At 71.7% G+C, this 13855-nt stretch carries 11 protein-coding genes and 2 pseudogenes; 9 read left to right on the forward strand and 4 right to left on the reverse strand.

Annotation, left to right across the window (positions count from 1 at the left end; translation table 11 throughout):
- Window positions 1-2 precede the first annotated feature (2 nt).
- Entirely contained in the window at window positions 3-3236 is a 3234-nt protein-coding gene (locus KV557_RS31745; RefSeq protein WP_218205010.1) for a BTAD domain-containing putative transcriptional regulator, read from the reverse strand.
- Window positions 3237-3373: 137 nt separating this feature from the next.
- On the opposite strand from KV557_RS31745, the gene KV557_RS31750 reads away from it, so the two are divergent.
- The gene (locus tag KV557_RS31750) at window positions 3374-4408 is read left to right on the forward strand and encodes an NADP-dependent oxidoreductase (protein ID WP_218205011.1); all 1035 of its coding nucleotides are present in this window, start codon (window positions 3374-3376) and stop codon (window positions 4406-4408) included.
- Window positions 4409-4413: 5 nt separating this feature from the next.
- A complete protein-coding gene (locus KV557_RS31755; protein WP_218205012.1) occupies window positions 4414-5016 on the forward strand; it encodes an NAD(P)H oxidoreductase in 603 nt (200 codons plus the stop codon).
- Between the two features lie 44 nt (window positions 5017-5060).
- Here KV557_RS31755 and KV557_RS31760 read toward each other — a convergent pair whose 3' ends face one another.
- The gene (locus KV557_RS31760) at window positions 5061-5969 is read right to left on the reverse strand and encodes a GlxA family transcriptional regulator (protein WP_218205020.1); all 909 of its coding nucleotides are present in this window, start codon (window positions 5967-5969) and stop codon (window positions 5061-5063) included.
- Between the two features lie 141 nt (window positions 5970-6110).
- Here KV557_RS31760 and KV557_RS31765 point away from each other — a divergent pair, with 141 nt between their 5' ends.
- Together KV557_RS31765 and KV557_RS31770 are read left to right on the forward strand one after the other, a co-directional pair.
- Window positions 6111-6704, forward strand: a complete 594-nt coding sequence (locus KV557_RS31765; protein WP_218205013.1) for an MBL fold metallo-hydrolase — start codon at window positions 6111-6113, stop codon at window positions 6702-6704.
- A gap of 281 nt (window positions 6705-6985) precedes the next feature.
- The gene (locus KV557_RS31770; RefSeq protein ID WP_218205014.1) at window positions 6986-7558 is read left to right on the forward strand and encodes a dihydrofolate reductase family protein; all 573 of its coding nucleotides are present in this window, start codon (window positions 6986-6988) and stop codon (window positions 7556-7558) included.
- 188 nt (window positions 7559-7746) lie between these two features.
- On the opposite strand, the pseudogene KV557_RS43270 reads toward KV557_RS31770, so the two are convergent.
- Window positions 7747-7863: pseudogene (locus KV557_RS43270) on the reverse strand (response regulator); the annotation flags it as partial.
- 34 nt (window positions 7864-7897) lie between these two features.
- On the opposite strand from KV557_RS43270, the pseudogene KV557_RS43275 reads away from it, so the two are divergent.
- Window positions 7898-8125 (forward strand): annotated as a pseudogene (locus KV557_RS43275) (DNA-binding protein); the annotation flags it as partial.
- A gap of 260 nt (window positions 8126-8385) precedes the next feature.
- Here KV557_RS43275 and KV557_RS31780 read toward each other — a convergent pair.
- The gene (locus KV557_RS31780; RefSeq protein ID WP_218205015.1) at window positions 8386-8841 is read right to left on the reverse strand and encodes an Lrp/AsnC family transcriptional regulator; all 456 of its coding nucleotides are present in this window, start codon (window positions 8839-8841) and stop codon (window positions 8386-8388) included.
- Between the two features lie 77 nt (window positions 8842-8918).
- Between KV557_RS31780 and KV557_RS31785 the strand changes: the two genes are divergently transcribed.
- The 4 genes from KV557_RS31785 (at window position 8919) to KV557_RS31795 (ending at window position 13539) form a co-directional block, all read left to right on the forward strand.
- The gene (locus KV557_RS31785) at window positions 8919-9848 is read left to right on the forward strand and encodes an SMP-30/gluconolactonase/LRE family protein (RefSeq protein WP_308130170.1); all 930 of its coding nucleotides are present in this window, start codon (window positions 8919-8921) and stop codon (window positions 9846-9848) included.
- Between the two features lie 19 nt (window positions 9849-9867).
- Entirely contained in the window at window positions 9868-10002 is a 135-nt protein-coding gene (locus KV557_RS44980) for a hypothetical protein (RefSeq protein ID WP_374106697.1), read from the forward strand.
- Window positions 9999-10238 carry an aldo/keto reductase gene (locus KV557_RS44985; protein ID WP_374106698.1) on the forward strand — a complete coding sequence of 80 codons (240 nt, stop codon included), beginning with the start codon at window positions 9999-10001 and terminating at the stop codon, window positions 10236-10238. The genes KV557_RS44980 and KV557_RS44985 overlap by 4 nt, the downstream gene beginning before the upstream one ends.
- A gap of 562 nt (window positions 10239-10800) precedes the next feature.
- On the forward strand, window positions 10801-13539 hold the full coding sequence (locus KV557_RS31795) for a SpoIIE family protein phosphatase (RefSeq protein ID WP_218205017.1): 2739 nt from the start codon (window positions 10801-10803) through the stop codon (window positions 13537-13539).
- The last annotated feature ends 316 nt before the right edge of the window (window positions 13540-13855 follow it).

A 13855-nucleotide genomic window follows, 5' to 3' on the forward strand; every position in this document is an offset into this window, starting at 1 on the left:
CCTCAGCGAGTACTGAACGGCTCCGCCGCCGCGGCGTCTGGGCCGCTCGCGGCGGGTACGGGCAACTCCCGCAGGTGGTCGGCGGGTTCCAGCTCGCGACCCTGCTGGAAGGCCGCTGCGAAGGCGTCCTCGCCCAGGACTTCGCTCGCGCGCTCGGTGACGCGGTCGACATCACCGCGCTCGGCCCGGGGAAGCGGTGCGCCGACCGACTCCCGGACGGCGGCGGCCGTGCCGAGCAGCCGGGCGGCGTGGTCGGGTCGGCCCGTGAGGGCCTGCGCACCGGCCAGCCCTTCGAGCGCGAGCGCGATCGCCCGGCGATCGCCGGTCCGGCGGGCGGCGGTCAGGCCCTCCAAATGAAGCTCGCGCGCCTGCCGGGCGTCACCGCGTTGCTCGGCGACGAAACCGAGTTCCGCGAGGATCAGGGCCATGCCGGAATCCACGCCCAGCCTGCGGTTCCAGTCCAGCCAGGGTCGCAGATGCGCTTCGGCGGCTTCGAGCTCGCCCTGCCGGCGGGCCCCGAGGGCGAGCCCGGTCTCGGCGAACTGCTCCGCGGGCCGGTGGGACTGCTCGGCGGCCAGCCGCTGCGCCCGCTCGTGGAGCTCCCTGGCAGGGCCGAACTCGCCGGTGAGCAGCGCGATCCGGCCGAGCCTGGACAGGAAGAACGAGACGTCCGTCCAGAGTTCCAGTTCCTCCGCGATGCGCACGCCGTCGCGGTGCAGCCGGGCGGCCTCCTGGTAGTCGCCGGCGATCTCGGCCAGCACGCCCAGCTGTTCGGCGGCCCGCAGCTGCCCCCATCGGTCACCGAGCTCGGCGAAGCGCTCCGCGCTGTCGACGGCGTGCCGCCTCAGGCCGCCCAGGTCGCCCCGGTACATGGCCAGGGTGGCGAGGGTGCTCTGCGTCGCGGCTATGCCCCAACGGTCGTCGCAGGCACGGAACTCGGTCACCAGGCCGGCGGTGTGCTCCTCGTCGGACGCCTCTGCGAACCCGCACCGGGCGAGGGCCAGGAACCACCGGGCCCGGGTGTCCGCACCGTCGATCGGATGGTCCGGTCGCGTGCGGTCGCCGGCCAGCAGCGCGAACGCCGCCTGCCTGACCAGCGCGCCGGCCCGGGCTGTGGAGTCATGCGACGCAGAGCCGTCGTCGCGACCGAGCGGGCCGGTGCCGAGCGCCAGACCGAACGAACGCCGGGCCTCGCCGAGCCGTCCGCGCAGGAACCAGTACCAGGCCAGTGCGTTGACCTGCCGCACGGCCGGCGCGGCATCGCCGTCGGCGGCCGCGTCGGCGAGCGCGGCGCGCAGATTGGCGCTCTCGTGGTCGAGTCGACGCAGCCATCGGCGCTGGTCGGGTCCGTACAGCCACGGCTGCGCCCGTTCGGCCAGCTCGGTGTAGTGAACCCGGTGCCGTTCCCGTGCGAGCCGCAACTCGCCTGCATCGTCGAGCTGTTCGAGGCTATAGGCGGCGACCGACTCCAGCATCCGGTACCGCGGGCCGCCCTCGTCGTCCTGCACGGTGACCAGCGAGCGGTCCACCAGGCGGGTGACCACGTCGAGGACGGCGTCGGCGGGTACGTCCGGTGCGGAGCAGACCTCCTCGGCGGCGGCCAGCGTGCAGCCGCCGGCGAAGACGGCCAGTCGGCGCAGCACGGCGCGCTCGGGGTCGGTCAGCAGCTCCCAGCTCCAGTCGATCACCGCGCGCAGGGTCTGCTGTCGGGCGGGTGCGCCCCGGCGCCCCGCGTTCAGCAGGCGGAACCGGTCGCTCAGGCGCTCGGACAGCTCGTGGACGCCCAGCGCCCGCACCCGGGCGGCGGCGAGTTCCAGCGCCAGCGGGATCCCGTCGAGGCGCTCGCAGACCAAGGCCACCGCGTCGGCGTTGGCGGGGCCAAGGGCGAATCCCGGGGCGGCGGCCGCCGCCCGCGCCGCGAAGAGTCGCACCGCGTCGGACTCCGGCAGCGGCTCGACCGCGTGCAGTGCCTCGCCGGAGATCGCCAGCGGCTCCCGGCTGGTGGCCAGGACACGCAGGCCGGGCGCGTGCCGCAGCAGCCGCTCGGTCAGTTCGGCGACCGGCTGGACGAGGTGCTCGCAGTTGTCCAGGACCAGCAGCATGCGCCGGGGGCCGAGCGCGTGGGTGAGCCGGTCCGCTGCCGGGCCGGCGCCGGCGTGGTCGCGGATGCCCAGCGCGGCGGTCACGGCCGAGGCAACCTCGGCCGTACCGGTGTTCCCGCCCGTTTCGGCCGCGAGTTCGACCAGCCAGACCCCGTCGGGGAAGGAGAGCGCGCCGCAAGCCCGGGCGGCGGCTTCCAGGGCGAGCCGTGTCTTGCCGGCGCCGCCGGGCCCGGTGAGGGTCACCAATCGCCAGGCTTCGAGCAGTTCACCGATCCGGGCGACGTCCCGGCCTCGCCCGATCAGATCGGTCAACCCGGCCGGCAGGTTGGTACGTGGCGGGTCGGGCTGGTCTGGTGGGGGAGCCGCGAGGGTGACGGTGGAGGGCGTCAGTGCCGGGTCCTGACGGAGGATCGCGCGGTGCAGGGCAACCAGCTCGGGGCCGGGGTCCAGCCCGAGTTCCTCGGCCAGGCGTTCCGTCAGCGCGCGGTAGCCGTCCAGCGCCTCGGTCTGCCGGCCGGAGCGGTAGAGCGCGCGCATGTGTACCGCCCGCAGCCGCTCCCGCAGCGGGTGCTCCCGGGTGAGTCCACCCAACTCGTCAGCCAGCGCCAGGTGTTCGCCCAGCTCCAGGCGCCCGTCGGCCAGGTCCTCCAGTGCGGTCAGCCGTTGCTCGTCGAGTCCGGTGGCGGTCGCCGCGGCGAACTCGTGGTCGCGGAACTCGGCGAAGGCCGGCCCGCGCCACAGCGCCAGGGCGTCCGAGAGCAGCGGGATCCGGGCGCGCGGGTCCGCGGTGCGGCGTGCCTGAATGATCAGCGCGGCGAACCGGGCGCTGTCCACCGCCTCCTGCGGCACCTGCAGCAGATAGCCGGCCGGCCGGTGGGCGACCAGCTCCCGGCCGCCGGGCTCGGCCGACTCCAGGGCCCGGCGCAGCTGCGAGACCTTGGTCTGGAGCGTGTTGGCCGGGTTCCCGGGCAACGCCTCGCCCCACAGGTCGTCGACCAGGCGGTCCGTCGAGACCGGTTGCCCGTGGTGCACCAGCAGATCGGCCAGCAGGGCGCGGACCTTCGGCTCGCGGACGGCGACCGGAGCCCCCGCGTCGGTACGGACCTGCAGCGAACCCAACACCTCGAAGCGCATGACGCCACGTTAACTCCCGCCCCGACACGGCAGTCGTGGGAGCCCGTGCGCGGACCGTCAGCCGATCGTGCGCGGCTCCCGGCAGAGTCTTCCCCGTGACCGAGAACGGCACCACGGAACGAAAGAGGAAGCCCATCATGACGAACCCGACCACGAACCCGACCACCATCGTCTCCGCCGAGATCCGCCTCGCCTCGCGCCCGGTCGGCGAGCCCACCGCTGACAACTTCGAACTGGTCCGCACCACGGTGCCGGAGCCGGCCGAGGGCGAGATCGTCGTCCGCAACACCTGGATGTCGGTGGACCCGTACATGCGCGGCCGGATGGACGACGTCCCCTCGTACCTCCCGCCGTTCCGGATCGGCGAGGCGCTGGAGGGCAGCTCGATCGGCGTGGTCGTCGCCTCGCGCTCCGCGGCGGTGCCGGTCGGCGCGACCGTCTCCCACTGGCTGGGCTGGCGCGAGTACGCCGTGCTGGACGCCTCCGCCGCGACCGTCGTCGACACCGGCATCGCCCCGGCGCCGGCGTACCTGGGCCCGCTGGGCACCACCGGCCTGAGCGCGTACGCGGCGCTGACCGTGACCGCCCCGGTGCGCGAGGGCGACGTGGTGTTCATCTCCGCCGCCGCCGGCGCCGTGGGAAGCATCGCGGGCCAGCTGGCCCGCAAGCTCGGGGCCTCCCGGGTGATCGGCTCGGCCGGCGGCCCGGAGAAGGCGAAGAAGCTGGTGACGGACTTCGGGTACGACGCCGCGATCGACTACCGCGCGGGCTCGCTGGACGAGCAGCTCGCCGAGGCCGCGCCGGACGGCATCGACGTGTACCTGGACAGCGTCGGCGGCGACCACCTGCGGGCGGCCATCGGCGCGATGCGAAGCAGCGGCCGGATCGCCCTGGTCGGCGCGATCAGCGGCTACAACGACACCGTGCCCGCTCCCGGCCCCGACAACCTGTTCCAGGCGGTCTCCCGGGAGCTGACCCTGCGGGGCATGTTCGTCAGCAACCAGTTCCACCTCTTCCCCGAGTGGATCGAGCGCGCCGCGGGCTGGCTCGCCGACGGCACGCTCCGCTCCGCCGAGACCGTCTTCGAGGGCATCGACCAGGCGCCGGCCGCCTTCCTCGGCGTGCTGCGCGGCGCCAACACCGGCAAGATGCTCGTCCGCTTGGAGGGCTGACCGCCATGAAGCAGCACGCTCTGCTGGTCCTCGCCCACCCGCGCGGCGACTCCCTCACCGCGCAGATCGCCCACCGCACCCGCGAACGCCTGGCCGCCGCCGGATACACCGTCGACCTGCTGGACCTCTACGCCGAGGACTTCGACCCGCGCACCGGCCCCGAGGACGAGCCGGACTGGACGGACCGGGAGAAGCAGTACTCGCCCGAGGTCCGCGCCCACATGGACCGGATCGACGCCGCCGACACCCTGGTTGTGGTCTTCCCCGTCTGGTGGTTCGGACTCCCGGCCATCCTCAAGGGCTGGATCGACCGGGTCTGGAACTACGGCTTCGCCTACGGCCGCAGCCGCCCCCGCCTGAGCGCCAAACGGATGCTCTGGCTCGGACTGTCCAGCTACTCCCACGAGCAGTTCGCCCAGCTCGGCTGGGACTCCCTGCTCGACCGCCAACTCCGGGTCGGAATATCCGAGTTCTGCGGCATCGACGACGCCACCGTGTCTCTCGTCCACAACTCGCTGAGCGCCGGCCCCCAGGCCCTCACCACCGCCGACGCCACACTCACCGACTTCCTGCCACCCCCACCCGGAACGGAGTCCCCCACCAGATGACCGACCACCGCACGGGCCTGGCCGGCGATGGCTTGCCCGGTTCGCTACGGCGTGCTGGTGAAGGCGCGCCGGTAGGAGCGGGGAGGCACACCTCGGCGCCGCACGAACTGCTCGCGCAGCACGGCCGCGCTTGCGTAACCGACCCGGCGGGCGATCTCCTCGACGGGGAGGTCTGTGGTTTCGAGGAGTTCCTCGGCTCTGCTCAGTCGCAGGCTTCGCAGCCAGGCGTGCGGGGTGGTACCGGTCGCGGCGGTGAAGCGGCGGGCGAAGGAGCGTTTGCTCATCATGGCGCGGCGGGCCAGTTCCGTGACGGGCAGCGGCTCGTGGAGGTGCTCGCGGGCCCAGCCGAGGACCCCTGCGAGCCGTTCGTCCCGGCCGTCCTCGGGAACGGGCGCGGCCAGGTACTGGGCTTGCCCGCCGTCGCGGTGGGAGGGCAGCACCATGTCCCGGGCGACGGCGTTGGCGAGCGCGGCGCCGTACTCCCGCCTCAGCAGGTGGAGGCACAGGTCGAAGCCCGCAGCTGCTCCGGCGCCCGTGACGGTGCTCCCTTCGTCGATGTAGAGCGCGTGGGCTTCCACGGTGACCTGCGGGTGGCGGTCGGCGAGGAGTGCGGCGAACCGCCAGTGGGTGGTCGCCCGTAGGCCGTCGAGCAGTCCGGCGGCGGCGAGCGCGAACGTGCCGACGCAGTGGGCCGCGACCACGGCGCCGCGCTCGTGCGCGGCCCTCAGCGCGTCGAGTACGGCGGGGGCCGGCGGTGTGCGGAATCCGGCCCCGGGCAGGGCAATGACCAGATCGGCGCCGGCGAGCCGGTCCAGTCCGTGCGCGAGGGACAGCGGCACGCCGCAGTCCGTGGGCACTGGTCCGGGCCGGTCGGCACACAGGACGAAGTCGAAACCGGGCAGCTCCGCTCCGTGGGGACCGAACACCTCGGTGACGATGCCGGCAGCGAGCATGCCGACGCCGGGAGGGGCGTACGCGGCGACGGTTCTGAAAGGCGGCACGGCGGCAGTGTGGCACACGGGTGGCACGAATCCTGCGATCAAGGGCAGTAGTGCCACTCGTGAACCGCCACCGTGCCCGGAAGGATTGAGGCCATGACAGACGCACCGCTCGGCCGCAGCGCCGTATACAAGGTCCTGACCACCGGCTACGTGGGCTCCACCGGCCCCGGGGTCGCCGCGACCGTCTCCTACGTATCCGACGCAGGACGGCACGTGATCTTCGACCCTGGCATGGTGGCAAGCCCCGACCACATCCTCGCCCCGCTCGCGGAGCTGGGCCTCGGCCCCGAGGACATCACCGACGTGGTGCTCAGCCACCACCACCCGGACAACACCATGAACGTCGGCCTCTTCGGCCGCGCCCGGGTGCACGACCACAAGGTCGAGTACCAGGGTGACCAGTGGACGAACCGGGACGCCGAAGGCTACGAACTCACCCCCTCGCTGCGCCTGATCCGCACCCCCGGCCACAGCCCCGAGGACATCACGCTGCTGGCGGGCACGGACTCGGGCGTGGTCGCCTTCGCCGGCGACCTGTGGTGGCACGCGAGCGGCCCGGCGGACGATCCGGTAGCACCCGATCGCGAAGTGCTGCGCGCCTCCCGGCTGCGTGTGCTGGCTGAGGCAGACCTGATCGTGCCCGGCCACGGCGGCCCGTTCAAGGCCGACGACTCCACCCCGCGCTAGGCCGTTTCGTCTGGATCACTGCGCCCGACTCACCGGTTGGGGCGGGTCATGTCACGCTCGTCGCTGTTGCGCTGCTGGTAGGTCCCGCAGCCGGGCGGGTGTGAGGCTCCCCGAGGTGGTCGGTGGTCGAGGCCGCCGAAAAGGATTGGGCGAGGACCGATGACTTTCTCCGTGATCCACAGTCAGAAACAGTGGTAGGTACGCTGCGGGTCGCGAGTACGGTCGAAGCGTGCACCGACTTGACCTGCTGAGAACCAGATCGAGACACCGAGGAACCTTAGATGCGTACCCTGATCAGCACTGCCTTCATCTCGCTCGATGGTGTCGTGGAGGGCCCGGGCGGTGAGCCCGGTTACCGGAACTCCGGGTGGACCTTCAAGGATGTCGAGTTCCTCCCCGAGGCATTCGACATCAAGGGTCGGGAGCAGAAGGAAGCCACCGCGATGCTGCTGGGCCGGGCCAGCTACGAGGTGTTCAGCCCGGTGTGGCCGGACATGGCGGACTTCGCCGACTACAAGGTGATGCCGAAGTACGTCGTCTCCTCCACGCTCACCGAGGATGACCTGGTCACGAACTGGGGCGAGACCACGATCCTGCGCTCGCTCGACGACGTCGCCGCGCTGAAGGAGACCGAGGGCGGCCCGATCATCGTCCACGGCAGCGCCGCCCTGAACCAGAGCCTCGCCGACGCCGGCCTGATCGACCGTTACCACCTGCTCGTCTTCCCACTCCTGCTCGGCGCGGGCAAGCGTCTGTTCAGCACCACGGACAAGGACACCCAGAAGCTGAAGCTGGTCGAGCACGAGGCCTACGCCAACGGCTTGCAGAAGAACGTGTTCGAGGTCGTCCGCTGACAAGGCTCCCGGTGAGCTGGAGCGTGTGGAGGGCTCTGTCCGGCTGATCCTTGGCTCGCAGCCCTGGCCTCCTGAGAGCGGGGCCGGCTTGAGGGGAATGATCGCCCGAGCCGGGTCTGTTGCACTGGCGTGGTTCGGGGGAGTCCAGGAGGCCGCTCTCCCAGGCCCGGGCGGCGATCCCGACACGGGGCGCGGGTGACGCCGATGCCGTCCAGCCCCGGCATCCGGATGTCGACCAGGCACACGTCCGGGCTTGGTCGGCGGGCGAGTTCGACCGCGTCGGCGCCGTCGGCGGCCTCGCCCACCCTTCGCCACCCTGCCGGCCGTCCTGGCCGCCCTCGCCTCCGGTGGATTCTCTCTGGACTGCGGATCGTGCACGTGGGGGACGAGGAGGCCCGAGCGGCTTCCGCGATGCTGATCGCCGCAGGTCTCCACAGCCACAAGTACGCGATCGACGCGGCAGTGGCCGAGATGGCGTTGCGGCAGCAGCGGCCGGTCGTCGTGCTGACCTCGGACATCGACGGCATGGCCGAGCTCTGCGGTGATCGCGTCCGTCTCGTGGCCGTCCGACGGTCGCCGTTCGACGACAGGCCGGATCGGAAGCAGGACCACCGAGAAGGTAGTACGTCCCGCCCGGTGTCACTCTCAACCCTGCGGACATCGACCGCAGCCCACCCGCCCCGACCGACGCCGAGCAGCGCCGCAGGGCACCCGCCATCGCTGACCATCCGGGACGCCTGCAGCGCTCCTGCCCCGCGCGGTGCAGTGGCCGGCAGGACGGGAGGACCTGCCGATGCCACCCTGCTCGCTGGGCGGCATCGAAGGTTCTACAGGGTGGGCGACGGCGGGCGTTCGAAGAAGGTCTCCAGGGAGACTGTCGCCTGGGTGCCGCTCACCCCGTCGATCGCGTACAACCGGCGCAGCACGTCCTGTAGTTGCTCCGTAGTGGTCGAGCGCACCTTCACCAGGACCGAGGCGCTGCCGGCGATGACGTGGGCCTCTTCGATCTCCGGGATCGCGGCGAAGGCCGCGGCGGAGTCCCCCATCCAGGCCGAGGACTCGACCATCACGAACGCGAGCACGCCGAGCCCGAGCGCCTTCGGATCGACCTCGACCGTTGTGCGCCGGACGACCCCGCGCTCTCGGAGCTTGCGGACCCGCTCGTGTGTGGCGCCGGCCGAGAGCCCGACCGCCTTGCCCAGGGTGGCGTAGGCCTGCCCGGCGTCCTGCTGCAGCAGCGCGACCAGCGCGCGGTCGATCTCGTCGAGGTTCTCCGATGCCATGTAGCAACCATATCGGCTTCTGCCATACTCAAGAAGAACCGAATGACATTCGGCATAATGGCTTCAAGGGGTGGACTGTGTCTGGTGAGATCAAGCATGGCCTGTACGAGATCCTGGACGAGCGCTTCCGTGCCGGGAAGTGCGCCAACGGCGACCACCGGCTGGAGAAGCTGTACGGAGACTGCCGCTGGGCCGAAGGGCCGGTCTACCTCCCGGCCTGGCGCCAACTCGTCTTCAGTGACATCCCCAACGACCGGATGCTCCGCTGGGACGAGGCCACGGGGAGGGTCGGTCAGTTCCGCGCCCCGGCCGGCCACAGCAACGGCAACACCCTGGACCGCGAGGGCCGCCTCATCACCTGCGAGCAGGGCAACCGCCAGGTGACCCGTACCGAGCACGACGGCTCGGTCACCGTGCTCGCAGACCGCTACCAGGGCAAGCGGCTCAACTCGCCCAACGACGCGGTGGTGCACTCCGACGGCTCGGTGTGGTTCTCCGACCCGGACTTCGGCATCACCAGCGACTACGAGGGCCATCGCGCCGACAGCGAGATCGGCGCCTGCAACGTCTACCGCATCGACCCCGGCAGCGGTGAGGTGCAGCTCGTCGCGGACGGCTTCACCGGCCCCAACGGACTCGTCTTCTCACTCGACGAGCGGCAGTTGTTCGTGGCGGACAGCCGCGCCCGGCACATCCGCGTCTTCGACGTCCGCGAGGACGGCACCCTCTCAGACGGCAAGGTCTTCGCGGAGGCGCCGGACAGCAGCTTCGACAACATCCGCTTCGACGACGGCGGCCGGCTTTGGGCGGCGGCATTCGGCGACGGCATCCACTGCTACGACCCAGACGGCACGCTCATCGGACGCATCCTCGTCCCCGAGTCCGTCTCGAACCTCGCCTTCGGCGGGCCGAAGAACAACCGCCTCTTCATCACCGCGTCCACCTCGGTGTACTCGCTCGTCATGGCGGTGACGGGGACCCATCGGGTGCGCCGGGTCCGGCCCTAGCTCTCAGGGAGAAGAGGTCATGGAGAACAGGAGACTGGGACGTACGGATCGGCAGGTCGGGGTGATCGGGCTCGGGCCCTGGCAGTTCGGCGCGGACTGGGGGCGGGTGGACGAGGCGGACACCCTCGGCACGCTGCGCTGGAAGCGGGCGTGAACTTCATCGACACCGCCGACGAGTACGGGGACGGACGCAGCGAGCAGATCGTCGGCTCGGTCCTGCGGTCGCTCGCACGGACGGGCGCCAAGGCGCCGACCGTGGCGACGAAGATGGGCCGATGGCTGGACCGTGCAGGACCTCTACGACGAACTGATCCGTCCGCAGGTCCACGACCGGTGGTGATCCGCTGCGTCGGTGCCACCGAGTCGAAGCGGGCGGCGCGGCGGACCTGAGCGGCCCGAATGACCGGCCGAGGCCTCGCCCCCCAACGGAGGGCGGACCCCCACCGCGGCGCCGAAAGCGCAACCGCATCTGCGGAACGACGAGGGCCCCGAGCGGAAACCGGTCGGGGCCCTCGTCCGCCCTGGTGGGCGGGTGCGGAGGATACGAGATTCGAACTCGTGAGGGGTTGCCCCCAACACGCTTTCCAATTCTCCTCGGTACTGTCCGGGAGCGTTCGCATACATTCTGACCTGCGGTTTTCTAGTTGCTGGGGTGGCGATTGAACCAGCCTGAACGGCGGTGTACGAGACCAAAAATGAGACCACGCGCGGAGCTGGCGGTCGGGGTTCTGCACACGGTTCCCGGTCAGGCCGGATCCGCGACGATGACGCAGACAGTCCACCTCCCCCCTGGGGGCGTCCTCGGTGGTGTCCTCACCGCAGCCACCAGTTCCTGGCCGGCGATCCGTCCTGCCCGCCGTGGGCCTCGCGCGTGCGCATCTTCGGGCAGGGTGGCAGCGTGGAGGAGGGGACCCGGATGCGCGCGGGGACAGCCCGGATGCACACAGGGAGCATGCCCTTGAGCAAGGCACAGGACGGACCGGGGGAACACCGGTCCGCCTGGGGGCGGCTGCGCTCGCGGCTGCGGGTACGCAGTGTCGCTGGGCAGGTGTTCCTGTGGCTGCTGGTCGTCGTGGTGCTGCTGGTCGGCGCGGCCCTGACGACGCTTATCCTGCAGGCCCACGGCTTCGCCACGAGTGATGCGGCGCACAGCACGCGCGCTGCGGCCGTCACGTTGTCGCGCTATCCCGGGTTGGCGGCTGCTCTCGACAGCGCCGATCCGACCGCGGTGCTGCAGCCGCTGGCCGTGGACGTGCAGAAGAGTGGCGGCTTCGACTACATCGTGATCTTCGGCACCGACGGGACCCGCTACGCCCAGACCGCCCATCCCGAGCTGATCGGAAAGCACGTCTACGGCAACTACCAGCCGGCCCTGAAGGGCCCGTACACCGTGACCGAGAACATACCGCTGGGACCCGACGTGGACACCACCGTGGCGATCACCAGGCCGGATGGTTCGGTCGCCGGTTTTCTCTCGGTGGGGTACTACGTCAAGAACACAGGCGGCGCGGTGAGCCGGCAGTTGCCGGTCCTGTTCGGCGGCGCGGTCGCCGCGGTCGCCGTGGGCACGGGCGGGGCGGTGCTGGTGCGTCGGCGGCTGCGCCGCCAGACGCACGGTCTGGGCCCGGCCGAGATGACGCGGATGTACGAGCACCACGACGCGGTGCTGCACGCGGTACGTGAGGGCGTGCTGATCGTCGGCGGGGACGGGCGGGTGGTGCTGGCGAACGACGAGGCCCGGCGGCTGCTGGAGCTGCCTCCGGAGGTGGAGGGGCGGCCGGTCACCGAGCTGGGGCTCGATCCGGGGCTGGCGGCACTGCTGGTGTCGGGGCGGGCCGCCACCGACGAGGTGTACCCGGCCGAGGACCGGCTGCTCGCCGTGAACAACCGCCCCACCGCGCCGTTCGGCGGCGGGCCCGGCAGCGTCGCGACGATCCGGGACACCACCGAGCTGCGGGCGCTGGCCGGGCAGGCCGAGGCGGCGCGGGCCCGGCTGAAGCTGCTCTACGACGCGGGGCTGCGGGTCGGCACCACCCTGGACGTGGAGCGGACCGCCCAGGAGCTGGTCGACGCGGTGGTGCCGCGCTTCGCGGACTTCGCCACGGTCGAGCTGGCCGAGTCGGTGCTGCGCGGTGACGAGCCGCTCCCGGGCACGGGCACTGCGGGAGGCCCGCGGATCCGCCGGGTGGCCGCCGGCGGCATCCGCGAGGACCGGCCGTTCTACCCGGTGGGCTCGCAGATCAGCCCGCTGCCCGGCACACCGGAGGCCACTGCCCTGGAGAGCGGGCGGGCCACGCTGGCGGCCGATCTGCGTCAGGCACACGCCTGGCGGGCACGCGACCCGCAGACCGCCGACCGGATCCTCGCGTACGGGGTCCACTCGCTGATCTCCGCGCCGCTCAAGGCGCGCGGCCTGACCCTGGGCACGGCCACGATCTGGCGCGCGGGGGAGTCCGAGCCGTTCGGGCCGGAGGACGTCACCTTCGCCGAGGAACTGGTCGCCCGCGCGGCGATCAGCATCGACAACGCCCGCCGCTACACCCGTGAGCACCGGATGGCCGAGACGCTGCAGCGCAGCCTGCTGCCCCGGGGACTGCCCGAGCAGAGCGCCCTGGAGGCGGCCTACCGCTACCGGCCGGCCCAGCGAGGGGTGGGCGGGGACTGGTTCGACGTCATCCCGCTGCCCGGTTTCCGCGTGGCACTGGTCGTCGGCGACGTCGTCGGCCACGGCCTGCACGCCGCCGCCACCATGGGCCGGCTGCGCACCGCCGTCCTCAACTTCTCCGCCCTCGACCTGCCCCCGGACGAACTGCTCGCCCGCCTCGACGAACTGGTCGCCCACCTCGACCAGGGCGAACCCGCAGAAGACGACAAGACGGGGACGGTCACGGGCGCCACCTGCCTGTACGCGATCTACGACCCGGTCTCCGGACACTGCGCCATGGCACGGGCGGGCCACCCCCCGCCCGCCCTGGTACACACCGACGGCAGCGTGGAGTTCGTCGACCTGCCCGCCGGCCCGCCACTCGGCGTGGGCGGCCTGCCCTTCGAAACCACCGAACTCCAGCTGGCACCCGGCACCACACTGGTCCTCTACACCGACGGGCTGGTCACGAACCGCGAGCGCGACCTGGAGACCGGACTCGCCGCGCTGCGCCGTTCCCTGGCGGAGGCCCATGCCGACGCATCCCCGGAGGAGACCTGCCGGGCCGTGTTCGACGCGCTGGTCCCGCCACACCCGAGTGACGACATCGCCCTCCTCGTCGCCCGCACCCGCCTGTTCGAGCCGTCTCAGGTGGCTACCTGGGACGTACCCGACGACTTCGCCGCCGTCTCCCGCATCCGCAACGCATGCGGCAACCAGCTGACCGCCTGGGGCCTGGAGGAACTGAGCTTCACCGCCGAGCTGATCCTCAGCGAACTGATCACCAACGCCCTCCGCTACGGCACCGAGCCCATCCGCGTCCGCATGCTGCGCGACACCAGCCTGGTCTGCGAGGTCTCCGACGGCAGCAGCACCGCCCCCCACCTGCGCTACGCCGACGCCACGGACGAGGGTGGCCGGGGCCTGTTCCTGGTGGCCCAGCTGGCCGAACGATGGGGGACCAGATACACGGCCCGCGGCAAGGTCATCTGGTCGGAGCAACCGCTGACCGCACCCGAGTTCCAGTTCGAGGCGATGTTGCTGTAGAGCCTGCGTGGCGGAGGTGGTCCTGGAGGCTGGTGCAGTCGCCGAGCCGGGCGAGGATCATGTCGGCCTCGTGGGCCCTCCTTACGCCGCCGACCAGCCGCTGACCACCCCCGGCCGCGGCACACCTCTCCCGTATTGGAGCCGTGGGGCGAGGCGGCGCTGTGGGAGTTCGCTTCCTGATCAGGCGCTGCGGGGAGGGCGGTGGCGCCGGGTGACCACCAGGATGGCCATGTCGTCGTTGCGTTTGCCCTCGGTCCAGTGGACGACGTCTTCGGTGAGGGCATCCACCACTGCATCGGGGTCACTGAACTGCCTG

Source organism: Kitasatospora aureofaciens (assembly GCF_019192735.1).
Taxonomy (GTDB): domain Bacteria; phylum Actinomycetota; class Actinomycetes; order Streptomycetales; family Streptomycetaceae; genus Kitasatospora; species Kitasatospora aureofaciens_A.